14 protein-coding genes and 1 pseudogene are annotated in these 25,670 nt (G+C 70.8%); 2 read left to right on the top strand and 13 right to left on the bottom strand.

Annotation, left to right across the window (positions count from 1 at the left end):
* Positions 1–1,222 precede the first annotated feature (1,222 nt).
* Both PUT80_RS41710 and PUT80_RS41705 read right to left on the bottom strand, forming a co-directional pair.
* Entirely contained in the window at positions 1,223–1,783 is a 561-nt protein-coding gene (locus PUT80_RS41710) for a cysteine hydrolase family protein (protein ID WP_275295451.1), read from the bottom strand.
* Between the two features lie 59 nt (positions 1,784–1,842).
* Entirely contained in the window at positions 1,843–2,367 is a 525-nt protein-coding gene (locus tag PUT80_RS41705) for a MarR family transcriptional regulator (protein WP_134731396.1), read from the bottom strand.
* Between the two features lie 80 nt (positions 2,368–2,447).
* Here PUT80_RS41705 and PUT80_RS41700 point away from each other — a divergent pair, with 80 nt between their 5' ends.
* Positions 2,448–3,269, top strand: coding sequence for an oxidoreductase (locus tag PUT80_RS41700; RefSeq protein WP_275295450.1), 822 nt, complete (start codon positions 2,448–2,450; stop codon positions 3,267–3,269).
* Between the two features lie 29 nt (positions 3,270–3,298).
* On the opposite strand, the gene PUT80_RS41695 is transcribed toward PUT80_RS41700, so the two are convergent.
* The 7 genes and pseudogenes from PUT80_RS41695 to glgX (PUT80_RS41665) form a co-directional block, all read right to left on the bottom strand.
* On the bottom strand, positions 3,299–4,729 hold the full coding sequence (locus PUT80_RS41695) for a trypsin-like peptidase domain-containing protein (RefSeq protein WP_275295449.1): 1,431 nt from the start codon (positions 4,727–4,729) through the stop codon (positions 3,299–3,301).
* Positions 4,730–4,931: 202 nt separating this feature from the next.
* Positions 4,932–5,756: pseudogene (locus PUT80_RS41690) on the bottom strand (glycoside hydrolase family 16 protein); the annotation flags it as partial.
* 486 nt (positions 5,757–6,242) lie between these two features.
* Positions 6,243–8,444 carry a 1,4-alpha-glucan branching protein GlgB gene (gene glgB / locus PUT80_RS41685; protein WP_275295448.1) on the bottom strand — a complete coding sequence of 734 codons (2,202 nt, stop codon included), beginning with the start codon at positions 8,442–8,444 and terminating at the stop codon, positions 6,243–6,245.
* A 5-nt stretch (positions 8,445–8,449) separates the two neighbouring features.
* Positions 8,450–9,817, bottom strand: coding sequence for an aminoglycoside phosphotransferase (locus PUT80_RS41680; RefSeq protein ID WP_275295453.1), 1,368 nt, complete (start codon positions 9,815–9,817; stop codon positions 8,450–8,452).
* A 46-nt stretch (positions 9,818–9,863) separates the two neighbouring features.
* Positions 9,864–11,657 carry a maltose alpha-D-glucosyltransferase gene (treS, locus tag PUT80_RS41675; protein ID WP_037815557.1) on the bottom strand — a complete coding sequence of 598 codons (1,794 nt, stop codon included), beginning with the start codon at positions 11,655–11,657 and terminating at the stop codon, positions 9,864–9,866.
* Positions 11,658–11,747: 90 nt separating this feature from the next.
* Positions 11,748–13,727, bottom strand: coding sequence for an alpha-1,4-glucan--maltose-1-phosphate maltosyltransferase (locus PUT80_RS41670; RefSeq protein ID WP_275295447.1), 1,980 nt, complete (start codon positions 13,725–13,727; stop codon positions 11,748–11,750).
* A 358-nt stretch (positions 13,728–14,085) separates the two neighbouring features.
* The gene (gene glgX / locus PUT80_RS41665; RefSeq protein ID WP_037815552.1) at positions 14,086–16,230 is read right to left on the bottom strand and encodes a glycogen debranching protein GlgX; all 2,145 of its coding nucleotides are present in this window, start codon (positions 16,228–16,230) and stop codon (positions 14,086–14,088) included.
* A gap of 169 nt (positions 16,231–16,399) precedes the next feature.
* Between glgX (PUT80_RS41665) and PUT80_RS41660 the strand changes: the two genes are divergently transcribed.
* The gene (locus tag PUT80_RS41660) at positions 16,400–17,368 is read left to right on the top strand and encodes a YafY family protein (protein WP_275295446.1); all 969 of its coding nucleotides are present in this window, start codon (positions 16,400–16,402) and stop codon (positions 17,366–17,368) included.
* On the opposite strand, the gene treZ is transcribed toward PUT80_RS41660, so the two are convergent.
* Genes treZ through malQ form a run of 4 tightly spaced genes read right to left on the bottom strand, consistent with a single transcriptional unit; the run spans position 17,337 to position 25,472 of the window.
* Positions 17,337–19,064: a malto-oligosyltrehalose trehalohydrolase gene (treZ, locus tag PUT80_RS41655; RefSeq protein WP_275295452.1), complete on the bottom strand. Its 1,728-nt coding sequence runs from the start codon at positions 19,062–19,064 to the stop codon at positions 17,337–17,339. The genes PUT80_RS41660 and treZ overlap by 32 nt on opposite strands.
* Positions 19,061–21,355, bottom strand: a complete 2,295-nt coding sequence (treY, locus tag PUT80_RS41650) for a malto-oligosyltrehalose synthase (RefSeq protein WP_275295445.1) — start codon at positions 21,353–21,355, stop codon at positions 19,061–19,063. Before treY ends, treZ begins: the two co-directional genes overlap by 4 nt.
* Entirely contained in the window at positions 21,352–23,478 is a 2,127-nt protein-coding gene (gene glgX, locus PUT80_RS41645) for a glycogen debranching protein GlgX (RefSeq protein WP_037815545.1), read from the bottom strand. Before glgX (PUT80_RS41645) ends, treY begins: the two co-directional genes overlap by 4 nt.
* Positions 23,479–23,531: 53 nt before the next feature.
* Complete coding sequence (malQ, locus tag PUT80_RS41640) at positions 23,532–25,472, bottom strand: 4-alpha-glucanotransferase (protein WP_275295444.1); 1,941 nt, start codon at positions 25,470–25,472, stop codon at positions 23,532–23,534.
* Positions 25,473–25,670 lie beyond the last annotated feature (198 nt).

Here is a 25,670-nt window from a genome sequence, read left to right as displayed (position 1 = left end):
TCCCGCGCCGGCTTCTCGTCACGCTTACGTGGACTCACAAGCTCCGATGTCATCACTCACAGTGCCCATCCCGCCGGACCTCAGCCCGGCGTGTCGGGCCGGAAACACCGATCTTGGAACAGTCCCCCCTGGGGCATGGCGGGCGGGCATTTCCGGTACAGGGCGCGGGTTCGTGGTCTTCGGGCGGGGAGTCTGGCGGGGAAAGCCGTGGTGGCAGAGGGGTTTCCGGCTCGGTCGGCTCGCGAGGGGAGGGGCGGCTCGGGGTTGTCGGGTTCCGGTGAGTGAGAGGGTTTCGGTTGCGAGCAAGCGGGATTGACTCGTTGGATGTGACGGACAAATGCTTGCTTGGTTTCCGTGCACTGTGCGGTTGGCGGGGTTGGGGATGGATCGGCGGTGCGACTGAATCGGTCTTGTTCGTGTCGCACGAGCATGACCGGGCGCCACGGACCGCATGACGATTCGAGCGCACCGCGAGGTTGAGCGCTGGGGTCACTTGCGGGATGCCGCCCTCGCCGTACGACGGCCCGCTCCGGCATTCCGCTGAACCGGGACGACCGGCCCGGTTCGACCGGGCAAGCTGGCTTCCGCTCCGACCTGCTCCGGCCCTCCAGCCAGGCTCAACTCGCAGACCCGCTCGGCCGGTCGCAGCCCGCCGCCCGACACCGAGCCAGGCGCGCCCTGCGAATGCGCCCGGCCACCCGCAACCCGCCGACCGAGTCCGCCCCGCAACTGCAACCGGCCAGCCGTCGCGCGCCAGCCGAGCCCACCCCGCGCATGCGCCCGACCAGCCGCGGCCTGCCGACCGAGCTCACGCCGCGAACGCAACCGGCCAGCCGCAGCCCGCCAGCCGAGCTCACCCCGCGAACGCAACCGGCCAGCCGCAGCCCACCAGCCGAGCTCACCCCGCGAACGCAATCGGCCAGCGCACGCTCCGCGTGCGAGACGTCGCGCGCCGCCCGGCACGGACGATCCGCCGGTCCCGGCTCTCCGCCTTGTGGGTTCGGCTCGCGCTCCCCCGTGCAGATCGGCTGACCCGGGCTGGATGATGTTCGAGTCCCTCCGCCTCCAGCTCCCGTAGACGGTCTCACGCTCCGAGCCGTGACCTCTCGCGACCAGGGCTGCTCCGGCTCCGGACGACAGTTCCAGCCCGCAGCCCGCCGGTCCCACGTGCCGGACGCGAAAGACTCCGCCCCGCGGCAACCTTCCAGGATCCCCGCCGGTCTCACGCGCCAGGCTTGAAGGCGACCTCCTTCGTGGCGACAGTGCCCGCAGTCCGGCCGGGGGCGGTTTGGTGGGTCCAATACAAGTTGGTGTGCGCGATGACCTGCGCGGGCGGCGGCGCGCCCCACTTCGTGCGGTCGCCCGTGGTGTGGGCGTCGCTCACCAAGGTCGCGTCGTAGCCGCGGACGAAGGCGCCGTGCAGGGTGGAGCGGATGCAGGCGTCCGTTTGGGCTCCGCTGACCACCAGGTGTCCGATCCGCAACTCGGCGAGGATCGACTCCAGGGTGGTGTCTTCGAAGGAATCCCCGTACGTCTTCTCCACCAAGGGCTCCGACGGCGACGGCGTCAGTTCCGGGACCAGGCCCCATTCCGGGCTTCCCTTAGCCAAGCCTTCGCCGTTGTGCTGGACCCACACCACGGGAACCTCGGCCTCCCGGGCCTTGTCCACCAGTGCGGCCACGTTCGCCACGACGTTGTCTCGTTCGTGCGAGTCCTCGACGACGCCGTTCTGGACGTCGACGACTAGCAGTGCGGTGTTCGGCCGGTTGCCGAGAGTGGTCATCGGATCTTCCCTCCAGTCAGGTACCGCTCACGCTAGCGCCGCCCACCGACAAAAAACTGTCACTCGGGGCGGAGGGCATCGTGCTGGGAGGACGGGCCGAACTCGGTTTCGAAGCGGGTCAGCAGGCGGGAGAGGAGAGCGTTCAGGTCGGACAGGTCGGCCTCGTTCAGGACCGCGTTGAACAGAGACCGTTCCCGTTCGGTGCGTTTCCGGGTGGCGGCGGCCCAGCGGGCGCGGCCTTTGCGGGTCAGGCGGACGGGACGGCTCCGGCCGTCCGAGGACGCGGCGACACGTTCTACCAAGCCGGCTCGTTCCAGGCGGTCGACGCGGACCGTGACGGTTCCCGAGGTGACGCCCAGGCGGTCGGCCAGTTCCTTGGGCGTGAGGACGGCCGCGCGACCGGAGCGGTGCAACGCCGACAATGCCTGCCAATCCCCCACGCTGAAACCGTATTCCTCCGCGACGCCGCGCAGCACCTGCTCGAACTGCCGCGACAGCCGTCCGATTCGCTGGCGGGCCGCTTCGACCTGCTCATCCACGCCGTCCGGCATCACGGCCAGCCACTCGGGCAGGCCCGCCCCCACTGAGTCCAACTGGACACTCCCTCGATACTCAAGGTAGTTTGGTTTGAGTATCAAAGTAACTGGTCCTGGGGAGGTCCGCAATGTCCGGACGCGTCTGGTTCATCACGGGAGCGAGCAGCGGATTCGGCCGCGTGCTCGCGGAAACCGTGCTGACGCGCGGGGAAAAGGTCGTGGCCACGGCTCGCGACACGAGTGTGCTCGAAGACCTGAAGACGTTCACCGCCCGGCTGGACGTCACTGATCCGGCGTCGGTGGAAGCGGCGGTGAGCGCGGCGATCGCCGAGTACGGGCGGATCGACGTGCTGGTCAACAACGCCGGGCACGGGCTGGTCGGGGCGCTCGAGGAGCTGACCGACGCGCAGGCGCGGCAGGTGCTCGAGACCAACGTGTTCGGCGTCCTCAACGTCACGCGCGCGGTGCTGCCGCATCTGCGGGCGCAGCGCAGCGGGCACATCGTGCAGTTGTCGTCGGTCGGCGGAGTCGTCGGGAACCCGGGGCACGCGCTGTACGCGACGTCGAAGTTCGCGCTGGAAGGGATGTCCGAGGCGCTCGCCGGAGAGGTCGCGCCGCTCGGGATCCGGGTGAGCCTGGTGGAACCGGGGCCGTTCCGGACGGACTTCGCCGGGCGGTCGATGACGTTCTCCGAACCCATCGACGACTACCGCGACACCCCGGCAGGCATGATGCGCCAACGGTTTTCCGCGCAGGACGGCGCGCAGCCGAACGATCCGGCGAAGGCCGCCGAGGCCATTCTCAAGCTGGTCGACACCCCGGACGCGCCGCTGCGGCTGCCGCTCGGGCCCGAGGCGGTGACCCGGATCCGGGCGAAGCTCGAGCAGCAGCTCGCCGATCTCGCGGCGTGGGAGGAGGTTTCGCTGGACACGCGGTATCCGGACGACTGAACGATCCAGCCGTCCGGACCGCCGGCGAGTCAGCCCACGGGGCCCTCGGCGGGCACGACGGTGACATCCTGCTGCTGACCGGTCTGGTCGACGACGGTCACCGTCAGCTTGTCGCCGGGGTGGTGCTGGTCCATCAGGGTGGTCAGCGCGGTGGGCGAGTCGACTGCTTTGCCGTCCACCGCGGTGATCACGTCGCCGGCGGCCAAACCGGCCTTCGCGGCCGCGCCGTCGGGGACGACCTGCTGGATCACCGCACCCGAACCGGTTCCGCCCTGCTGTTGCTGCTGTCCGGCACCGCTGACGGTCACGCCGAGGAACGCGCTCTTTCCGATGTGGACGGTGTCGGAGCCGGTGCCGCCGACGATCTGGTGGGCGAGGGAGATCGCCTGGTTGATCGGGATCGCGTAGCCCTCGTTCCCGCTCGAACCCTGAGAGCCGTCGCCCTGCGAGTCGCCTTGGGAGCCCTGGGAGTTGTCGCCGGGGAAGCCGTTGCCGAGCCCGCCGTGGCCGCGCCGTCCGCCGCCGTTGAACTGGTACCCGGCCGACGCCGCGGTGTCCACGCCGACGACCTGGCCCTGCGCGTTCACGAGCGGGCCGCCGGAATCGCCGGACTGGATGTTCGCGTCGACCTGGATCAGGCCCTGCAGCTTCTCGGACGAGCTGTTCGATTCGTCGGACGCGGTGATCGACTGGTTCAGCGCGGTCACCCGCCCGCCGGCCGGGATCGGCGCTCCCCCGGCGCCGCCCGCGTTGCCGAGCCCGACGACCGCGTCGCCGACCTTCACCGACGACGAATCGCCGAGCGTCTCCGTCGCCAGCCCGGACGCGCCGGCAAGCTTGAGCACCGCGACATCGTGGCTGCGGTCGTAGCCGAGCACGGAAGCGGTGTACGTCTGGCCGTTGCCGATGTCGGTGACCTTGATGCTGGTCGCGCCCTCGACGACGTGGTTGTTCGTGAGCACCTCGCCGTCGGAGGTGAGCACGATGCCGGTGCCCGCCGCGGCCGCGCCCTGGTAGCCCAGCTCGGTGTTGATGTTGACGATGCCCGCGCTGACCTTCTTCGCGATCGCCTGCGGGTCGATCGCCGTGTTCGACGGGTTGGTCTGGTTGCCGATCGAGCCGAAGTTCTGGTTCCCGGACACGCCGGACGGAGCGGACGGCGTCCACACGAAATGCCCGACCCCGAGCCCGACGGCGACCGCCACCACGATCGCGCCGACCGTGACGGCCGCTGTCCGCAACGGGTGCGGCGCACGATGCTGCGGCAGCTGCTGCGTCGGATAAGGCTGACCGGCGTACTGGCCGCCCGGCTGGGGACCGTACGCGCCGGGCGGCGGAGTGCCCCACGCCTGCTGCTGTGCCCAGCCCTGCTGGTACGGCTGCCCCGGCGAATAAGGATGCGCCTGCCCGCCGTAGCCGGGCTGTCCCTGGTCGTGCCCGCCGCGCTCCTGCTCGTTCATCGTCCGCTCCCGCGTCTCGTCACCCTCCGCCAGCTCAGCAAACACCCGCTACCTGAGATTTTCCTTGCCGTGATCCGTGCGGAAGCTGTGTACCCGGGACCGGGCACGGAAAAGCCCCGCCCGGCTCGGGAAAGAGCCGGACGGGGCCCGCGGAGACCGCGCCTTCTCCGCGCCGCCGCGGTTCCGGCGGCGAGGGTGGTCAGCTCACGTGCACGTAGTCGACCACCAGCTGTTGCGGGAACTGCGTGCTGCCGTCCGGGTCGCCCGGCCAGTCGCCGCCCACCGCGAGGTTGAGGATCAGGAAGAACGGGTGGTCGTACACCCATTTCTTGCCGTTCAGGTCCGCCGGGGTGCGGGTCTGGTAGGCCTGCCCGTCGACCAGCCAGACGATCTTGTTCGGCGACCAGTCGACCGCGTAGGTGTGGAAGTCGTCGGAGAAGTTCGGGCCGTTGAACGCCGCGCCGATGCCGCCCGCACCCGAGTAGCCGGGGCCGTGGATCGTGCCGTGCACGGTGTTCGGCTCCTTGCCGATGTTCTCCATGACGTCGATCTCGCCGTCGTCCGGCCATTGCCCGCCGCCGAGCATCCAGAACGCCGGCCACATCCCTTGCCCGCGCGGCAGTTTCATCCGCACTTCCATGTGCCCGTACGCCTGGCTGAACTTGCCGGACGTGTTCAGCCGCGCCGAGGTGTACTGGCACGCGCCGTACCAGCAGGTGTTGCCGGAATTCTCTTTCTTCGCGGTGATCACGAGGTGGCCTTGGCCGTCGAGCGCGCCGTTCGCCGCGCCCGCGGTGTACCACTGCCGTTCGTGGTTGTTGCCGTTGTTGTCGCCGGTTTCGTAGGTCCACTTGCTGCCGTCGGCGGGCGAACCCGCCGGGCCGTCGAAATCGTCGGAGAACCCGGCGGCCGGGGAGGCGGCGGGGGCGGCGTGCCCCGCGGGCGTCAGCGCGACCGCGCCGGCGAGGGCGAGCGCCGCGGGGATCGCGAGCCGCCGCCAGCGGGAGGAGGTGGGCGTGGACGTCATTGTCATCCCTCAATCACTCGAGGGGCGGCCTGGCGGCGCCACCCCGGGTTTGTTGTGGATGGCAACAAAGTATGCCCACCAGCGCCTTCACCGGCAAGACGTCGCGTGGGTCATTTTCCGACCGCGACCGGCGAAAGGCGCTGACGGGAGGAATTCCGGGCAATCCGGGATGGCTGGACGGGCAACCAGCACCGGTCCGGACCGAAACCGGGCTGGCGCGCCGGGCCGGTATCGGCGAGGTCCGTGAGGGCCACCTTCACGGACGCTGACTCCCCCAGGGTTCCCCTCACGACCCGCCGCCGTCCGTGAGGGCCACCCTCACAGACGCTGACTCCCCCAGGGTTCCCCTCACGACCCGCCGCCGTCCGTGAGGGCCACCCTCACAGACGCTGACTCCCCCAGGGTTCCCCTCACGACCCGCCGCCGTGCGTGAGGGCCACCCTCACGCAGGGCTCCCTCACGACCAGCGGCAGCGGGCGCGAAGGGTCACTCCTCGACGGACGGACGCTCCTCCAGCAGCCACAGCACTCCGCTCGGCGGCAGTTGCAGCACCGCCGACGCGGGCTGTCCGTGCCACGGCTCCTCGGTCGCCTCCACCGCGCCCAGGTTGCCGACCCCGGATCCGCCGAACGACTCCGCGTCCGTGTTCAGCACCTCGGTCCACCGGCCCGCCGCCGGGAGGCCCACCCGGTAGTCGTGGTGCGGCACTCCGGCGAAGTTCGCGATGCAGGCCAGCCGCGAACCGTCCGCGCCGAGGCGCAGGAAGCTCAGCACGTTCCCGGCCGAGTCGTTCGCGTCGATCCAGCGGAAACCCTCCGGCCGTACGTCGCCGCTGAACAGCGCGGCGGTGTCCCGGTAGATCGCGTTCAGCTGCCGGATCAGGTCGCGCACGCCGCGGTGCAGCGGGGTGTCCAGCAGGTGCCAGTCCAGCGACCGCGACTCCGACCATTCGCGCGGCTGGCCGAATTCGCCGCCCATGAACAGCAGTTGCTTGCCCGGATGCGCCCACATGAACGCCAGCAGCGAGCGCAGCCCGGCGGCCTTGTTCCAGTCGTCGCCCGGCATCCGTTCCCACAGCGAACCCTTGCCGTGCACCACTTCGTCGTGCGACAGCGGCAGCACGAAATTCTCGCTCCACGCGTACACGAGCGAGAAGGTCATCTCGTTGTGGTGGTACGCCCGGTGGATCGGCTCGTGCGACAGGTAGCGGAGCGTGTCGTGCATCCACCCCATGTTCCACTTGAAGCCGAATCCCAGGCCGCCGAGATGCGTCGGACGGGTGACGCCGGGCCAGGCGGTGGATTCCTCGGCGACCATCACGACGCCCGGGTGTCGCTTGTAGACAGTCGCGTTCAGCTCCTGCAGAAACCGGACCGCGTCGAGGTTTTCCCGGCCGCCGTACTCGTTCGGCAGCCACTCGCCGTCCTTGCGCGAGTAGTCGAGGTACAGCATCGAGGCGACCGCGTCCACGCGCAGGCCGTCGAGGTGGAACTCCTCCAGCCAGAACAGCGCGTTCGCGACGAGGAAGTTGCGCACCTCGTTGCGGCCGAAGTTGAACACGAGCGTGCCCCAGTCCGGCTGTTCGCCGCGGCGCGGGTCCTCGTGCTCGTACAGCGGGCTGCCGTCGAACCGCGCCAGCGCCCAGATGTCGCGCGGGAAATGCGCGGGCACCCAGTCCACGAGCACGCCGATGCCGCGCTGGTGCAGGTGGTCGACCAGGTAGCGGAAGTCGTCCGGCGAACCGAAGCGCGACGTCGGCGCGTAGTACGAGGTGACCTGGTAGCCCCACGAACCGCCGAACGGATGCTCGGCCACCGGCAGGAATTCGACGTGGGTGAAGCCGGTTTCCTCGACGTAGTCGGCCAATTGGTCGGCCAGTTCGCGGTAGCCGAGCCCGGGCCGCCACGAGCCGAGGTGCACCTCGTACACGCTCATCGGCGCGTCCGCCCAGTCCGTCGCCTCGCGCCGGGCGACCCAGTCGCCGTCGCCCCAGGTGTACTCCGATTCGGTCACCTTCGACGCGGTCGCGGGCGGCACCTCGGTGGCGAACGCCATCGGGTCGGCCTTCTCGTGCCAGTGCCCGTCCGCGCCGAGGATGCGGAACTTGTAGCAGCTGCCGACCGGGACGCCGGGCACGAACAGCTCCCACACGCCCGAGGACCCGAGCGAGCGCATCGGGTGGCCGCGGCCCTCCCACGCGTTGAAGTCGCCGATCACCCGCACGCCGCGCGCGGTCGGCGCCCACACCGCGAAGGACACGCCTTCGACGACGCCGTTCGGGGTGTCGTACCGGCGCACGTGCGCGCCGAGCACGTCCCACAGCCGTTCGTGCCGTCCTTCGCCGATGAGGTGCTGGTCCAGCTCCCCCACCGTCGGCAGCCAGCGGTACGGGTCGTCGGTAACGACAGTGTGGTTGTCGTAGCCGACTTCGATCCGGTAGTCGCCCGGGTGTTCCGGCAGCGTCGCGGCGAACAGCGCGTCCGCTACGCGGTCCAGCGGAACGCGGCGCTCGCCCGCGACGACCGACACCGACGTCGCGCCCGGGCGCAGCGCGCGCACGACGATGTCGCCGCCGGCGGTGTGCACGCCGAGCACCGAATGCGGGTCGTGGTGCTCGCCCGCCAGCAGCCGGTCGATGTCGAGCGGAGACGGCGCCGCCGAGGGCAGATCCGCGGGGACAGCGTTCACGGGGGTCACTCGCTTCCGTCGGTGCTGCGGGCGATCGCCGCCAGCGGCACGCTCAGCCAGTCCGGCCGGTTCGCGTGCTCGTAGGCGACCTCGTACACCGCTTTGTCCAGTTCAAAGGCGCGAAGCAGGTCCGCGTGCTCCAGCGGGTCGCCGACCGGGCCGCCGGCGCGCGCGTACCCGGCGCAGAACGCGGCGCGGTTGCGCCGGGCCCATTCCATCGCGTGCCGGGTCACGTCCGCGTTCTCGGGCTGCCCGACGAGCCGCTGGTGCGCCGCGTAGTCGAACGACCGGAGCATGCCCGCGACGTCGCGCAGCGGCGAGCGCAGCGCGTGCCGTTCCGCGACCGGGGCGGCCGGTTCGCCTTCGAAGTCCAGCAACAGCCATCCGTTGACGGTACGCAGCACCTGGCCCAAGTGCAGATCGCCGTGGATGTACTGCAGCGAGATCGGCGCCTCGTGCGCGCGCACGGCCTCGAACACCTCGCGCAGCGCGGGCGCGTGCACCGCCAGTTCCGGGACCGCCTCGGACACTTGGTCGAGCCGTTCGGTCATCGCGCGCACCGTGCGGTCCAGCTCGTCGCCGTCCGCGGGCTCGGTGCCGAGCGCGGTCGCGAGGTCCGCGTGCACCTCGGCCACCGCGGCGCCGAGCCGCTCGGACTCCCCGGCGAAGTCGCCGCCCGCCTCGGCCGCGGGCTGGTCCGGATCGGCCAGCAGGTCCCGGACGCTCGTGGTCGCCATCGCCCAGCCGTCGACCGCGTCCGGCAGGAACTCCTGCAGCATCCCCATCGTCGCGGGTTCGCCGTGCAGTTCGCCGGAGATCGAGCCGACCACGCGCGCCACGTGCTTGCAGCCCGCGCTTTGCAGCGCGCGGTGCAGCAGCAGGTCCTTGTTCAGGCCCGGGCTGAGCTTGCGGAACAGCTTGAGGATGTACTGCCCGCCGTAGACGAGCGAAGTGTTGCTCTGCTCCGCGGTGATCGGCCGCGAGCGCAGCCCGGGTTCGAGCGTCGCGTCCGGTTCCGCGGCGAACCGCAGCGTCCCGGCGGACCCGCCCGCCGCCATCCGGTCCAGCAGCCCGGCGGTGAGGTCCGCGTCGCCGCTCGCCTCGTAGAACCGCTCGCCGAGCAGCGCCGCCGACGCCACCTCGGGAACCCCGGACCGGCGGCCGACCAGCAGCTGGTACGGCTCGGTCCGGTCGCCCTGCACCACGTCGACGACCGCGTGCACCAGCAGCGGATCCGGGCCCGCCAGCACGGTGAGGCTCGCCGGGCGGACCTCGTCGACCGGCCGGTCCTTGCCCGCGAACCAGCGCTGCGCGGGCAGCCAGTCCGGCAGCAGGGCGGCCAGCGCGCCGGACAGCTCGGGCGGTTCGGGCAGGTCGGACCGTGCGGGCGGGGAACCGTGGGGCGACAGCGGACTCACCTCATTCTTCCGGCTCGAGCAGCTGGAACCAGTAGAACCCGTGGCCGGGCAGCGTGAGCAGGTACGGCAGCTCGCCGATGTCCGGGAAGCGCACCCCGCCGGTCAGCTCGACCGGCGTCGCGCCCTGGTGCGCGGACAGGTCCAGTTCCACCGGCTGCGGGAAACGGGACAGGTTGTTGACGCACACCACGACGTCCTCGCGGCCGTCCGGGCGCAGCCACCGCCGCTGGTAGGCGAGCACGCTCGGGTTCGAGCCGCCGAGGTCGGTGAAATCGCCCTGGCCGAACGCGTGGTGCTGTTTGCGGACCTCGATCATCCGGCGCGTCCAGTTCAGCAGCGACGCCGCGTTGTCGGCCTGCGCCTCGACGTTCAGCGCCTGGTGCCCGTACACCGGGTCCATGATCACCGGCAGGTAGATCCGGCCGGGGTCGCAGGTGGAGAACCCGGCGTTGCGGTCCGGGGTCCACTGCATCGGGGTGCGGACGGCGTCGCGGTCGCCGAGCCAGATGTTGTCGCCCATCCCGATCTCGTCGCCGTAGTAGAGCACCGGCGAGCCGGGCAGCGACAGCAGCAGCGCGGTGAACAGCTCCTGCTGGTTGCGGTCGTTGTCCAGCAGCGGGGCCAGCCTGCGGCGGATGCCGATGTTGGCCTTCATCCGCGGGTCTTTGGCGTATTCGGAGTACATGTAGTCGCGCTCTTCGTCGCTGACCATCTCGAGCGTCAGCTCGTCGTGGTTGCGCAGGAAGATGCCCCACTGCGTGCCGGACGGGATCTGCGGCGTCTGCAGCAGGATCTCCGAGATCGGGAACCGCGACTCCCGGCGCACCGCCATGAAGATCCGCGGCATCAGCGGGAAGTGGAACGCCATGTGGCATTCGTCGCCGCCGGACTCCGCGTCGCCGAAGTACTCGACCACGTCGCTGGGCCACTGGTTCGCCTCGGCCAGCAGGATCCGGCCGGGGTACTCGTCGTCGACGACTTTCCGGCACCGCTTGAGGAAATCGTGCGTGCGCGGCAGGTTCTCGCAGTTGGTGCCTTCCTGTTCGAACAGGTACGGCACGGCGTCGAGGCGGAAGCCGTCGATGCCGATGTCGAGCCAGAACCGCAGCACGTCGATCATCGCGTCCTGCACGGCCGGGTTCTCGTAGTTCAGGTCCGGCTGGTGGGTGAAGAACCGGTGCCAGTAGAACTGGCCGCGCACCGGGTCGTAGGTCCAGTTGGACGTTTCGGTGTCGACGAAGATGATCCGCGCGTCGGCGTAGCGGGAATCGTCGTCGCTCCACACGTAGTAGTCGCCGTAGGGGCCGTCCGGGTCCGAGCGCGACTGCTGGAACCACGGATGCGCGTCCGAGGTGTGGTTGAGCACCAGGTCGGTGATCACCCGGATGCCGCGCCGGTGCGCCTCGTCGAGCAGGTACACGAAGTCCTCGACGCTGCCGAATTCCGGCAGCACGGCCCGGAAATCGCTGATGTCGTAGCCGCCGTCGCGCAGCGGCGAGGCGTAGAAGGGCGGCAGCCACAGGCAGTCCACCCCGAGCCAGGCGAGATAGTCCAGCCGGCCCGCCAGGCCGCGCAGGTCGCCGGTGCCGTCGCCGTTCGAATCGGCGAAGGCGCGCACCAGCACCTCGTAGAACACCGCGCTCTTGAACCATTCGGGGTCCTTCGGCGCCGCGTGCGCGTGCGCGAAGTCGTCCGCCTGCGGTTCGACCAGCAGGCCGTCGGCGGTCACCGCCTCCCCCGTGTGCGGCACGTCCGCCAGTCCCGCCGCGGCGCCGGGCCGGCTCTCCTCGTCCATCCGTTCCACCTTGTCGTGAGTCGCGTGTGCTGAGCAGTGGTTATCCCGTTCGGCGCCGGGATAACCACGGGGGTCGGAGCGGCCGCGGCGTCAGGCCGCGAGCCTGCGGCGCAGCGCGACGATGTGCGCCACCGCCCGCCACGGTTCGAGCCGGACGAAGTTCGCCTGGCCCCAGTCCCACGTCTCGCCGGTGACCTCGTCGTGCGCGATGAGCCGCTCGGTCCAGTCGAAGCCGAGCGCGGGCAGGTCGAGCCAGAGCGTGCCCTCTCGCGCGTTGTGCGGGTCGAGGTTCACGATCGCGACGACCGTGTCGCCGGTCGCCGGGTCCTGTTTGGAGTAAGCGAGCAGCGCGTCGTTGTCGATGTGGTGGAAGCGCAGCGACCGCATGCCCTGCAGCGCCGGATGCGCGCGGCGGACGGCGTTGAGCCGGGTCAGCCACGGTTCCAGCGAACGGCCCTCGGCGAGCGCGCGGGCGAAATCGCGCGGGCGCAGCTGGTACTTCTCGGAGTCGAGGTACTCCTCGCTGCCCGGGCGCACCGCCTCGGATTCGAACAGCTCGTACCCGGAGTACACGCCCCAGGTCGGCGACATCGTCGCGGCGAGCGCAGCACGCAGCGCGAACATGCCCGGACCGCCGTGCTGCAGCGATTCGTGCAGGATGTCCGGAGTGTTGACGAACAGGTTCGGCCGGCCGTGGTCCCAGTGCTCGACGAGGTCCGTGCCGAACTCGGTGAGCTCTTCTTTCGTGGTGCGCCAGGTGAAATACGTGTAGCTCTGGGTGAAACCGAGTTTCGCGAGTCCCCACAGCCGGGCCGGGCGGGTGAACGCCTCGGCGAGGAACAGCACGTCCGGATGCGCATCCTTCACCGACTGGATCAGCCAGGCCCAGAAGTCCGGCGGCTTGGTGTGCGGGTTGTCGACCCGGAAGATCCGCACCCCGTGCGACACCCAGTGCAGCACGACGCGCAGCACCTCGTCGTAGATGCCGCGCGGGTCGTTGTCGAAGTTGACCGGGTAGATGTCCTGGTACTTCTTCGGCGGGTTCTCCGCGTACGCGATGGTGCCGTCCGGGCGGGTGGTGAAGAACTCCGGGTACTTGACGACCCACGGGTGGTCCGGCGCGGCCTGCAGCGCGAGGTCGAGCGCGACCTCGAGGCCGAGTTCCTCCGCGCGCGCCACGAACGAGTCGAAATCCTCGATCGTGCCGAGCTCCGGATGGATCGCGTCGTGCCCGCCCTCGTCCGCGCCGATCGCCCACGGCGAGCCGACGTCGTCCGGCGTCGCGTCGAGAGTGTTGTTGGGGCCCTTGCGGTTCACCCGGCCGATCGGGTGCACCGGCGGCAGGTAGACGACGTCGAAGCCCATGCCCGCGACGCGGTCCAGTTCGCGCTCGGCGGTGGCGAAGGTGCCGTGCACCGCGCGGCCCAGCGCGTCGACCCCGCCGGTGGAGCGGGGGAAGAATTCGTACCAGGAACCGAAAGCGGCGCGTTTGCGGTCGACCCACAGCTTCAGCACGCGGCCCTTGGTGATCAGCTCGCGCACCGGGAAGTCGTGCATGAGCTGGCGGACCTCGGGCGAGAGCGCGGGCCCGACGCGCTCGGCGAGATCGCGTTCGTCGTCGCGCAGCGCGGCCGCGGCCCCGGCGAGCAGCGGGCGCTCGGCCCGGCGCTCCGGGCGGCGGGACACGCGGTCGAGCAGCAGCGCCCCGCTTTCCAGGTCGTTCGCCAGCTCCCCCGGCCCCTGCCCGGCGGCGATCTTCACCTCGACCGCGTGCTCCCAGGTGGCCCACGGATCGCTCCACGCGTCCACCCGGTAGGTCCACATGCCCTCGGCGTCGGGCACGATCACCGCGCCGAACCGGTCGAGCCCGCGGCCCTGTTCGGCCATCCGCGTCTGGCGCGCGGCGCGGTCGCCCGGACCGCGCCAGGCGACCGTCGCGGCGACCGCGTCGTGGCCCTCCCGCCAGACCGTGGCGGTGACGGGGAAATGTTCGCCCGCAACGGCTTTGGCCGGATACCGGCCGCAGCTGACAATGGGTGCGACGTCGTCGATCCCGAGCCTGCCGGTCATGGCGATGCCCCTTTTTCACGGTGGGTGGGAGGGTGGTCGGAGTGTGCTTCCGCGAGCACGGTCAGTGTGCCTGATTCCTCCAAAGCCGTTGACAGCGGGGCCTTTTTCTGATTTTCCCGCCACCCGGTCGGGCGAAACGCCCCCATTCGGCGGAACTCCCGGACGCATTCCCGTCCCCCGCCCGCAACACGCTCGCCGAATTGCGTTAACAATCGGCGGCGCGTTCCGGTGATTACCGGCGAGTATCGGTGCGGATGTCCGGGTGACGGTTTCTCGGCGGCGGCTGACTGCAGTCAGGATGCCCCATGACGCCCGCGGCGATCACGCGAAGCGCCCGGACTTCTCGGACTCGGTCTCCTTACAACTGCGGGATCTCCACCGTGTCCCGCGGCGCGCGCAGCAACAGCAGCGACCGCGCCTCGACCGTGATCCGCGCCTTCGGCTCCAGCACGCCCGGGCTGGCCGGGGTGCCGTCGGCGGTGCTGGTGTCCAAAGTGGGCTTGAAAGTCTCGCCGTACTCCGGGCCGGGCAGCACGATCTCCGCCGGTTCCGCGCCCGCGTGCAGCACCAGCAGCCACGAGTGGTCGGTGACGAGCGCGCCCTCGCGGTTGCGCGCCTGGCTGTTCGACCCGTCGATCCACATGCAGAGCGTGCGGCGGTCCTCGTCGAACCAGTCGATCTCGTCGAATTCCTCGCCGTCCGGGCGGAACCAGACAAGATCGGGCTTGCCGGTGACCGTGGTGCGGCCCTCGAAGAACTCCGGCTGCCGCAAGGCCGGGCTGTGCGCGCGCAGCCGGACCACGCGGCGGGCGAAGTCGAGCATCGGCTCCGACGCCTCGGTCGGGGTCCAGTCGACCCACGACGTTTCGTCGTCGAGGCAGTAGGCGTTGTTGTTCCCGTGCTGGGTCCGCCACATCTCGTCGCCCGCGGTGAACATCGGGGTGCCGGTGGACAGCAGCAGCGTCGCGAAGAGGTTGCGCGCCTGGCGAGTGCGCAGCGCGACGATCGCCGCGTCGTCGGTCTCGCCCTCCGCGCCGTGGTTCCACGAGCGGTTGTCGTTCGTGCCGTCGCGGTTGTCCTCGCCGTTGGCCTCGTTGTGCTTTTCGTTGTAGGACACCAGGTCCCGCAGCGTGAAGCCGTCGTGCGCGGTGACGAAGTTGATCGACTGCCACGGGCGGCGCAGGTTGTGGTCGTACAGATCGGACGAGCCGGACAGCCGGTACGCGAGGTCCCGCACGCCGGTCGCGCCGCGCCAGAAGTCGCGGACGGTGTCGCGGTAGCGGCCGTTCCACTCGGCCCACTGCGCGCCGAAGTCGCCGACGCGGTAGCCCTCGCCGGTCGCGTCCCACGGTTCGGCGATCAGCTTGCAGCGCGACAGCACCGGGTCGGTGGTGATCGCGGTCAGCATCGTCGACTCGCGGTCGAACATCTCGCCGCGCGGCCGGCCGAGCGTGCTCGCCAGGTCGAAGCGGAACCCGTCGACGCCCATCTCCTGCGTCCAGTACCGCAGCGAATCGGTGACCAGCCGGACGACCGTCGGCGAACCGGCGTCGAGGGTGTTGCCGCAGCCGGTGAGGTCGGCCATGTGCCCGCGGCGGGTGTGCAGGTAGTACGCCGGGGCGTCGAGGCCGCGCAGCGAGAGCGTCGGGCCGTCCGGGCCGCCCTCGCAGGTGTGGTTGAAGACGACGTCGAGCAGCACCTCGATGCCTGCCGCGTGCAGGGCCGCCACCATCGTGCGGAATTCCTCGATCTCGCGGCCCGGTTCGCTCGCGTAGCCCGCGTGCGGCGCGAAGTAGCCCAGCGGCGAGTAGCCCCAGTAGTTGTGCCGCCCCGAGCGGATCAGCGCGGGCTCGTCGGCGAACGCGTGCACCGGCAGCAGTTCGACGGTCGTCACGCCGAGCCGGGTCAGGTGCTCGATCGCGACCGGGTGCGCGAGGCCGAGGTACGTGCCGCGCAGCGCTTCCGGGATGAAGGGATGCTGCTGGGTGAACCCCTTCACGTGCAGTTCGCAGATCACCGACTCCTCGAACGGCACCTCGGGCTTGACCCCGGTGTCCTGCCCGCCCGGCGAGGCGACGACCGACAGCGGCACCGCCCCCAGCGAGTCCACAGTGGACATCGGACCGCGCTCGGGGTCCCCGGTGAAGCCCTGCGCGGCGTGCAGGCTGGCGAGCTTGCCGTCGATCCGGCGCGCGTACGGGTCGACGAGGAGCTTGGCCGGGTTGCAGCGGTAGCCGTGCGCCGGGTCGTACGGGCCGTGCACGCGGTAGCCGTAGTGCTGACCGACGGTGACGCCCGGGACGAGCCCGTGCCAGACGCCGAACGTGCGTTCGGTCAGTTCGATCCGCCGCTCGGAACCGTCGTCGCCGATGAGGCACACCTCGACCGCGTCGGCGACGGCGGACGTCACCGCGAACCGGACGCCGCCCGCCTCCGGGTGGGCGCCGAGCGGGAACGGACGTCCGGCGAGGACCTGGTTGTCGGATGCGGGTCGCTGTGCCATGCGCCGATCCTTTCAAACCCTCGGCGGCGACGGGCTCCGGCGCTTGGCTGAACTTGCCCGGAGCAGGGGTGATGACCTGGGCCGACAGCGGCGGCAGTAGGGGTTCGCGCCGGGCGTGCCCTCGGGATCCCTGACAGGTTCTGTCAGTGGACCGGGGCATGCTGGCCGCATGCGCGCGAGCCGGCTCGTCTCCCTCATGTTGCTGCTGCAGGCCCGCCAGCCGAGGACCGCCGCCGAACTGGCCGCCCGGCTGGAGGTCTCGCCGCGCACGGTCTACCGCGACATCGAGGCGTTGAGCGCCGCCGGGATCCCGGTGTACGGCGAGCCCGGCCACGACGGCGGATACCGGCTGGTCGACGGGTACCGCACCCAGCTGACCGGTCTGACCAGGCAAGAAGCCGAGGCGCTCTTCCTCACCGGGCTGCCCGCCGCGGCTTCCGGGCTGGGGCTGGGGCCGGTCGCGGCGAACACGGAGCGCAAACTGCTGGCCGCGCTCCCGGCCGAACTGCGGTCCCACGCCGACCGGGTCCGCGAGCGGTTCCATCTGGACGCGGCGTCCTGGTACCACGACAGGGAGGCCACGCCGCAGCTGCCGACGGTCTCGGACGCGGCGTGGCAGCAGCGGCGCGTCCGGATCCGGTATCAGCGCTGGGCCGCGCCCCGCGAAGTCGCCCGGACCGTCGAGCCGCACGGTGTGGTGCTCAAGGCCGGGCACTGGTACCTGGTCGCCCGGCATTCCGGGGAGTTCCGGACTTACCGGGTGGCGCGGATCGTCGAGGCGGCGATGCTGGACGAGACCTTCGTGCGGGCCGAGGGCTTCGATCTGGGCCGCTACTGGTCGGAGTACCTCGACGACTTCGACGCCCGACGGCACCGCGGCGAGGCGGTGCTGCGGGTGTCGCCGGAGGGGATGCGGCTCCTGCCGCAGCTCGCCGAACCAGCGGTCGCCCGCGCGGCCGCGGGCGGCGTTGTCGAAGCGGACGGGTGGACTCGGGTGGTCGTTCTGGTCGAGCAGCCCGACCAAGCCGTGCACGACCTGTTGCGGCTCGGGCCGTTGGCGGAAGTGGTTGCGCCGCAAGAGCTTCGCGACCGAATGGCCGAAACGCTCACGAAGATGCTGCAGGGCTACACCGGGTAGCGACCAGCGCGAACGACTCCGCGGGCAGCACCGTCGCGGCGCCGACCTCCGGGTTGCCCCACGAAGCCAGCACCTCCCCCGCCACCGGAACCTCGACCGGCTTCGCCCCGAAGTTGCACGCCAGCCGCAGCGCGCCCCGGTGCAGGATCAGCCACGCATCGTCCGGCGGGGTTTCCACCACGACGCGGTCCAGCCGCGGATCGGTCAGCTCCGGATGCGTGCGGCGGAGGCGGATCAGCGTCCGGTACAGGCCGAGAATTTCCCGGTGGCCCGGTTTGCCCGGTTCGGTCCAGTCGAGCCGCGAGCGGGCGACGGTGGCCGGGTCCATCGGGTCGGGAACGTCCGTTTCGCCCCAGCCGTGCCGGGCGAACTCGCGGCGGCGGCCGGTGCGGACGGCCTCGGCCAGTTCCGGGTCCGGGAACGACGCGAAGAACTGCCACGGCGTCTCCGCGGCCCATTCCTCCCCCATGAACAGCATCGGCGTGAACGGCGAGCAGAACACCACCGCCGCGCCGCAGGCGAGCAGGCCGGGCGAGACGGTCGCGGACAGCCGGTCGCCGGTCGCGCGGTTGCCGATCTGGTCGTGGTCCTGCAGGTAGGCCAGGAACCGGTGGCCGGGGGCGACGCGCCGGTCCAGCGGGCGGCCGTGGACGCGCGAGCGGAACGACGACCAGGTCCCGGCGTGGAAGAACGCCTCCCGCAGGGTCTTGGCCAGCGCGCCGGGCTCGGCGAAATCGGTGTAGTAGCCGGTGGTTTCGCCGGTGAGCCGGACGTGCAGCGCGTGGTGCAGGTCGTCGGACCACTGCGCGTGCAGGCCGTAGCCGCCGGCGTCGCGCGTCGTGACGAGCTTGGGGTCGTTCTGGTCGGACTCGGCGATCAGCGTCAGCGGGCGGTTCAGGGCCGCCGACAGCGCGTCGACCTCGGCGGACAGTTCCTCCAGCAGGTGCACGGCGCGGTTGTCGACCAGCGCGTGCACGGCGTCCAGGCGGAGGCCGTCGAAGTGGAAGTCGCGCAGCCAGCCCAGCGCGTTGTCGATGACGTAGCGCCGGACTTCGTCGGAGCCCGGGCCGTCGAGGTTCAGCCCGGCGCCCCAGTCGGTGCGGCCGGCGAAGTACGGGCCGAACCGGTCGAGGTACGCGCCGGACGGGCCGAGGTGGTTGTAGACGACGTCGAGCAGGACCGCGAGCCCGCGTGCGTGACACGCGTCGACCAGGCGTTTCAGCCCGTCGGGACCGCCGTATGGTTCGTGCGCCGCGCCCCACAGGACGCCGTCGTAGCCCCAGCCCGCGGTGCCGTCGAAGGAGTTCACCGGCAGCAGCTCGACGTGCGTGACACCGAGGTCGACCAGGTGCCCGAGCCGGTCGATGACCGCATCGAACGTGCCCGCTTCGGTGAAGGTGCCGACATGCAGTTCGTAGACCACGCCGCCAGGCAACTGCCGCCCGGTCCACGACTGGTCGGTCCACTCGAACGCCGAGTGGTCGTAGACCCGCGACGCTTCGTGCACGCCCTTCGGCTGGCGCAGCGAACGCGGGTCCGGCAGCGGGCGGTCGTCATCGCCGAGCAGGAAGGCGTAATCGGTGCCGGTGACGTCGGCCTGCCACCACCCGCTCCCGGCGGCGGTCATCTCGTGGTCGGTGCCGTCCACGCGGACGCGGACGCGCTCGGCCGACGGGGCCCATACGCGGAACATCAGGAGTCCTCCCGCACCAGAAGCGCGACCGGGTACTGCTCGAACAAGGCGGACGCCTGCGGGGCATCGCCGACTCCGCGACCGGTCAGCACGTCGGTCCATTCCCCGGCGCGCAGCGGCAGAACGGTGTCGCGCCAGCCGCCCGCCCGGTCCAGGCCGAGCGGCAGCCGCGTGACCGCGACGGTCAGGCCGGCACCGCGTTCGAAGGCCAGAAGGTGTTCCGCGGCAACGCCTTCGGCCTGCAGCGGCCGGTATCCGGTGAAGAGCTCCGGCCGGTCTCGGCGCAGGGTCAGCGCGCGGTGCACCACCAGCAGCTTCGCCGCGCCGGTCTCGTCGACCTCCGGCTGTTCGCCGCCCTGGATGCGGTCGAGAACGGAACGGCGGGCGGCGTAGTCGACCTCGCGGCGGTTGTCCGGGTCGACCAGCGAGTAGTCCCACAGCTCGGTGCCCTGGTAGACGTCCGGCACCCCGGGTCCGGCCAGATGCAGGAGCTTCTGCCCCAGCGAGTTCGTCCAGCCCGCGCCGCGCACCCGCTTCACGAAAGACTCGACGTCGGCCGCCAAAGCGGCGTCGTCCAGCACCGCGGACGGCCACTCGGCGACGGCGCGTTCGAAGTCCTCGTCGTGGTCCGTCCAGGAGGTGCGGAGTTTCGCTTCCTTCGCGGCCTTGTCGAGGTAGTCGCGCAGCCGCTCCGGCGAGATCGGCCACGCGCCGACGAGCGTCTGCCAGGCGAGGAGATTCAGCGCGGGCTCGTCGATCCCGCGCGCGGCCGTCCAGCGGCGGACCGCGACCGCGAACTCGTCCGCGACCTCCGAGAGCGCCGCCATCCGGGCGCGGGTGTCTTCGGACCGCTTCGTGTCGTGGGTGGTCAGCGTGGTCATCGTGGCCGGGGCCGCGGCCGCCCGGCCCGCGGCCAGCGTGTGGAATTCCCCGGTGCTCAGCCCGAACCGGTCCGGGTTGCCGCCGACCTCGTTCAGCGCGGCGAACCGGGTGAAGCGGTAGAAGGTCGTGTCCTCGGTGCCCTTCGCGACGACCATGCCGGACGTCTGCTGGATCCGCGTCGCCAGCTCGCCGTCGGGCGCGCCGCGCACCTGGCTGTCGAGCGCGTCGAGCGCCGGGGCCAGTTCCGGCCGCCGCTTGCGGGCCCGCACCACGGCAGTCGCCCAGTGGCCGGACCCCTCGGGAAGGTACGAACGGTAGACCGGGAACGCGATCATCACCTCGGCGACGGCGGCGCGGGCCGCACCGGCGTCCACGCCTTGCAGCAGCGCCGCGATCCGGTGCACCTCGGCGACCAGGATGCCGTCGGTCACCAACCTCCGCGCGTTCTCCTCGACCGCGTGGTAGTCGGTGCGCACGCCCTGTTCGGCGGCGAGCCGGGTGAACACCGACGCGGCGGCCGGGTCCACGAACACGCCGGTGATCTCGCGCAACGCGTCGTATCCGGTGGTCCCGTCGACCGGCCAGCTCTGCGGCAGCGCCTCGCCCGGGTGCAGGATCTTCTCCGCGACCAGCCACGCCCCGGGCGCGCCCTCGCGGAGCCGCCGGAAGTAGCCGCCGGGGTCGGCGAGACCGTCCGGATGGTCCACGCGCAGGCCGGTGACGTCGCCGCCGGACACCCAGCGCAGCACCTCGCCGTGCGTTTCGGCGAACACCTCCGGCCGCTCCACGGCGACCGCGGCCAGGTTCGTGATGTCGAAGAACCGCCGGTAGTTCAGCTCGCGGTTGCCGCGCCGCCAGCCGACCAGCTCGTAATGCTGGCGCGCGTGCACCTCGGCCGGCGTGCCGTCGCCGGTTCCGGGCGCGATCGGGAAGCGATGGTCGTAATAAACGAGTTCGGCATTGTCGGCACTGCCCTCGACGGTCAGCTCGGCAACCGCACTGTCCTCGCCGAGCACCGGCAGCAGCAGCCTGCCGCGGCTCCAGTCGATGTCGAAGAACGACGCGTACGGCGATTCCCGGCCGTTCCGGAGAACGTCCCACCACCACTGGTTCGCCTTCGCGACCTCGACCGACATGTGGTTCGGCACGATGTCCACGACGAACCCGAGCCCGGCGTCTTTCAGCCGCGCTGCCAACGCCTTTCGCGCTTCTTCGCCGCCCAGTTCTCCCCGGGCGCGCGTCGGATCGGTGACGTCGTAACCGTGCGTCGACCCGGGTGTCGCGTCGAGCATCGGCGAGCCGTACAACGCCCCGACACCCAGCTCGCGCAGGTACTCCACGATCGCGGCGGCGTCAGCGAAGCCGAACTCCGGCCGCAGCTGCACCCGGTACGTCGAGGACGGCGTGCTCATTCGCTCTCCTTCGCCGTGCGCTGGAGAACCACGAGCGAACGCGCGGCGAGCGTGAACTTGCCGCCGCCTTCGACCGGTTCGACGCCGCAGTCCCCGACCGCCCCGGTCCGGGTGTCCACCACGACTGTCCATTCGCGACCGTAGCCGTTGCCCGGCAGCGTCATCGCGATGTCCTCCCAGTGCGCGTTGAACGCGAGCAGGAACGAATCGTCCTCCACCGGCATCCCGCGCGGGTCGAGGTCCGGGATCCCTTCCCCGTTCAGGAAGATCACCACGGACTTGCCGAACGCGTCGTCCCAGTTCTGCTCGGTCATCTCCTCGCCGGCCGGGGTGAACCAGGCGATGTCGCCCAGTTCCTCGCCCTTGCGCACCGGCTTGCCCTGGAAGAACCGGCGGCGGCGGAACACCGGGTGCGCCTTGCGGAACGCGGCGAGCGCGCCGGTGAACTCGACCAGGTCGGCGTTCTCCGTGGCGAGCTCCCAGTCCATCCAGGACAGTTCGGTGTCCTGGCAGTAGGCGTTGTTGTTGCCCTGCTGGGTCCGGCCGAGTTCGTCGCCGTGCAGCAGCATCGGCACGCCTTGGGACAGCAGCAGCGTGGCGAGCAGGTTCCGCCGCTGCCGGGCGCGCAGCGCGAGCACCTCTTCGTCGTCGGTCGGGCCCTCGACGCCGCAGTTCCACGACCGGTTGTCGTCCGCGCCGTCGCGGTTGTCCTCGCCGTTGGCCTCGTTGTGCTTTTCGTTGTAGGACACCAGATCGGTGAGCGTGAACCCGTCGTGCGCGGTGACGAAGTTGATCGACGCGAACGGGCGGCGGCCGTCGTCCTGGTACAGGTCCGAAGAACCGGTGATCCGCGAAGCGAACTCGCCCAGGGTGGACGGTTCGCCGCGCCAGAAGTCGCGCACGGTGTCGCGGTACTGCCCGTTCCATTCCGTCCACAGCGGCGGGAAGTTGCCGACCTGGTAGCCGCCGGGCCCGACGTCCCACGGTTCGGCGATCAGCTTCACCTGGCTCACGATCGGGTCCTGCTGCACGAGGTCGAAGAACGTCGACAGCCGGTCGACGTCGTAGAACTCGCGGGCCAGCGCGGAGGCGAGGTCGAACCGGAAGCCGTCCACGTGCATCTCGGTCACCCAGTACCGCAGCGAATCCATGATCAGCTGCAGCGTGTGCGGGCTGCGCACGTTGAGCGAGTTCCCGGTGCCGGTGTAGTCCATGTAGTACTGCGGATCGTCCTCGACCAGGCGGTAGTACGCCTCGTTGTCGATGCCGCGCATGGACAGCGTCGGGCCGAGGTGGTTGCCCTCGGCGGTGTGGTTGTAGACCACGTCGAGGATGACCTCGATCCCCGCCTCGTGCAGGGCGCGGACCATGCCCTTGAACTCCTGCACCTGCCCGCCCTGGCCCTGCATCGCGGCGTAGGCGTCATGCGGCGCGAAGTACCCGATCGTGTTGTAGCCCCAGTAGTTGCGCAGGCCCTTCTCGTCGAGGCCGTGGTCGGTCACGAACTGGTGCACCGGCATCAGCTCCACCGTGGTCACGCCGAGTTTCTGCAGGTGCTCGACCACCGCCGGGTGCGCCAGCCCGGCGTACGTGCCGCGCAGCCGCTCGGGGACGAACGGGTGCGTCATCGTCATGCCGCGCACGTGCGTCTCGTAAATGACCGTCTCGTGGTACGGCACCCGCGGCGCGCGGTCGTTGGCCCAGTCGAAGAACGGGCTCACCACGAGCGAGTACGGCACGTGACCGGCCGAATCGTCCTCGTTGAGCTGTTCCGGGTCGTCGAAGCGGTAGCTGAACAGCGCCTCGGACCAGTCGACGCCGCGGGACAGCGCCTTGGCGTACGGGTCGATCAGCAGCTTGCCCGGGTTGCAGCGCAGGCCGCGGCTCGGGTCGTACGGCCCGTGCACCCGGAATCCGTAGCGCTGCCCGGGGCCGACGCCGAGCAGGTAGCCGTGGTGGACGAACCCGTCGACCTCCTCCAGCCGCGCGCGGGTTTCGTTGCCCTCGTCGTCGAACAGGCAGAGATCGACGTGCTCGGCGACCTCGGAGAACAGCGCGAAGTTCGTCCCCACGCCGTCGTAGGTCGCGCCGAGCGGGTAGGGCTTTCCGGGCCAGGGCCGCACAGGGCTTCTCCTTGGGCATCGGTTTACGTTGTCCGGACAGGCTTTTCGGGGGTTCAGCGCAGCGGGCGGGCCGCGGCCAGCGGAGCGACCGCCGCCCGCACCCGCGGATCGGCGAAGAACCCGTCCACGGTGGCGGGAAGCGGGATGCGCCAGTTAGGGTACTCATCCACGGTGCCCGGCAGATTCGGCTGGCGCCGTTCGCCCGCGACGTCCGCGGGCGCGGTGAGCACCAGCCGAGACGCCGCCGAGGCGAGCAGCGTGTGCAGGGCGACCACCAAGTCGTCGTCCGGAATTCCTTCGCGCGCAACCAGTTCGAGCAACGCCCGGCGTTCGGCCGCCGCCTCGGCGTACTCCTGCTCCGCCGGGCGGTCGAGCTGGCCGAGTTCGGCGCGGACGCGGACGTGCTCGGCGTCGAGCCAGCCGGACACGGTCGGCAGGTCGTGCGTCGAAATGCTGGCCATCGCGTCCGGGTCCCAGCGGTCCGGGCGGACGAACGGCTTGCCGGGCGCGTCCCAGTCGCGCTGGAACCACAGCACCGCGGAGCTGAGCAGGCCGCGTTCGTGCATGGTCTCGGTGACGGTGTCCTCGACGGTGCCGAGGTCCTCCCCCACCACGACCGCGCCCGCGCGGTGCGCCTCCAGCGCGAGCACGCCGAGCATCGCTTCGGCGTCGTAGTGCACGTACGTGCCGCGACCAGCCGGTTCGCCCGGCGGAATCCACCACAGCCGCCACATGCCGGCGACGTGGTCCACCCGGATCCCGTCGGCGTGCTGCAACACGCCGCGCACGACGTCGCGGAACGGCGCGTACCCGGCTTCGGCGAGCCGGTCCGGCCGCCATGGCGGCAGATTCCAGTCCTGGCCCTGCTGGTTGAACGCGTCCGGCGGCGCGCCGACCCGCACCTGCGCGGCGAAAACGTCCCGCAGCGCCCAGGTGTCCGCGCCGCCGGGATGCACGCCGACCGGCAGATCGTGCACGACGCCGACCGGCATGCCCGCCTCGCGCGCGGCGCGGCGAACGGTGTCCAGCTGCTCGTGACAGAGCTGCTGAAGCCAGCCGTGGAACTCGATCCGCTCGGCCAGCTCCTCGCGCGCGGCGGCCACCTCGGCGCTGCCGGGATCGCGCAACGGCTCGGGCCATTCGCGCCAATCGCTGCCGTGCACCTCGGCGAGCGCGCCGAACGCGGCGAAATCGCGAAGGTCGTCGTCCAGCTGGACCGAGTGCGGATGGTGCGGGCGCAAGAGTTCCAGCGCGGCCCGTTTCGCGGTCCACACGGCGTCGTAGTCGATCAGCTCGCCGATCGGATCGGGCGCGAGCGCCAGCACTCGCCGCCGGGTGTCCTCGTCGGCGCGGGCGAACGCTTCGGTGTCGGTCACCCGCAGGTACAGCGGGTTCGCGAACCGGCGGCTGGACGGCGAATACGGCGACCGTTCGACCGGATGCGCCGGACTGATCGCCTGCACCGGGTTGACGAGCAGCACGCCCGCGCCCAGCTCGGCGGCCGACCGGGACGCCATCTCGGCGAGATCGCCGAAATCGCCCATCCCCCACGACCGTTCGGAATGCAGCGCGTAAAGCTGGAGCATCCAGCCCCACGCGGGCGGCACCGCGGGCAGCCGGTCCGGGACGACGGCCAGCGAAACCCGTTGCTCCGCGGTCTTGATCCGGTGCCAGCCGAGCGGAAGGTCAGCCGGAAGAGTGGCGCCGACGTCACGCGTCGTGCCGTCTTCGAGCTCGATCCTCGCGGCTTGGCCGAGTTCGCGTTCTTGCCCGGCGCGCACCACCACCGTCGGCGGCAGCACGCGCGCCGCGCTCGCTTCTTGCACCGCGGCCAATTCTCGCTGAATTGCCTGTGGAGTACGGGCATCGACGTCCAGCTGCGCCAATACCGCGATCACGACGTCGGGATCTACCTGTACTTCGACTTGGTCGGAGTTTTCGTAGTGGGTGGCGACTCCATGGGCGGCGGCCAGTTCGGCCAGTTCGGGGGTCACGTTTCGGTCCGGGGAACGGGAATGCGCACCGGACCAGTGTCCCGGGCGGCGCCCCGCGGCGCCATTCGCCTCGCCGCCGCGGACGGGCGAAGCGGTGACCGGCCGGTCGGGGGGCGTGCCGGCCGGTCACCGCCACACGAAACAAGAGGGAAGGCGTTCCCCGGAATGACGCGCGAACGCCCAGTTCACCCGTTCAGG

It is taken from the genome of Amycolatopsis sp. La24 (genome assembly GCF_029087445.1).
GTDB classification, from domain to species: Bacteria; Actinomycetota; Actinomycetes; order Mycobacteriales; family Pseudonocardiaceae; genus Amycolatopsis; species Amycolatopsis nivea.
Note: the sequence above shows the minus strand (reverse complement) of the source record. Positions and strands in the feature narration are given on the sequence as shown.

Bases quoted from the DNA above. Each gene is read 5' to 3' on its own strand.
- treS (WP_037815557.1), bottom strand. From the start codon at position 11,657: ATGGACGAGGAGAGCCGGCCCGGCGCCGCGGCGGGACTGGCGGACGTG.
- glgX (WP_037815552.1), bottom strand. From the start codon at position 16,230: ATGGCACAGCGACCCGCATCCGACAACCAGGTCCTCGCCGGACGTCCG.
- PUT80_RS41700 (WP_275295450.1), top strand. From the start codon at position 2,448: ATGTCCGGACGCGTCTGGTTCATCACGGGAGCGAGCAGCGGATTCGGC.
- treY (WP_275295445.1), bottom strand. From the start codon at position 21,355: ATGAGCACGCCGTCCTCGACGTACCGGGTGCAGCTGCGGCCGGAGTTC.
- PUT80_RS41695 (WP_275295449.1), bottom strand. From the start codon at position 4,729: ATGAACGAGCAGGAGCGCGGCGGGCACGACCAGGGACAGCCCGGCTAC.
- PUT80_RS41710 (WP_275295451.1), bottom strand. From the start codon at position 1,783: ATGACCACTCTCGGCAACCGGCCGAACACCGCACTGCTAGTCGTCGAC.
- PUT80_RS41670 (WP_275295447.1), bottom strand. From the start codon at position 13,727: ATGACCGGCAGGCTCGGGATCGACGACGTCGCACCCATTGTCAGCTGC.
- PUT80_RS41660 (WP_275295446.1), top strand. From the start codon at position 16,400: ATGCGCGCGAGCCGGCTCGTCTCCCTCATGTTGCTGCTGCAGGCCCGC.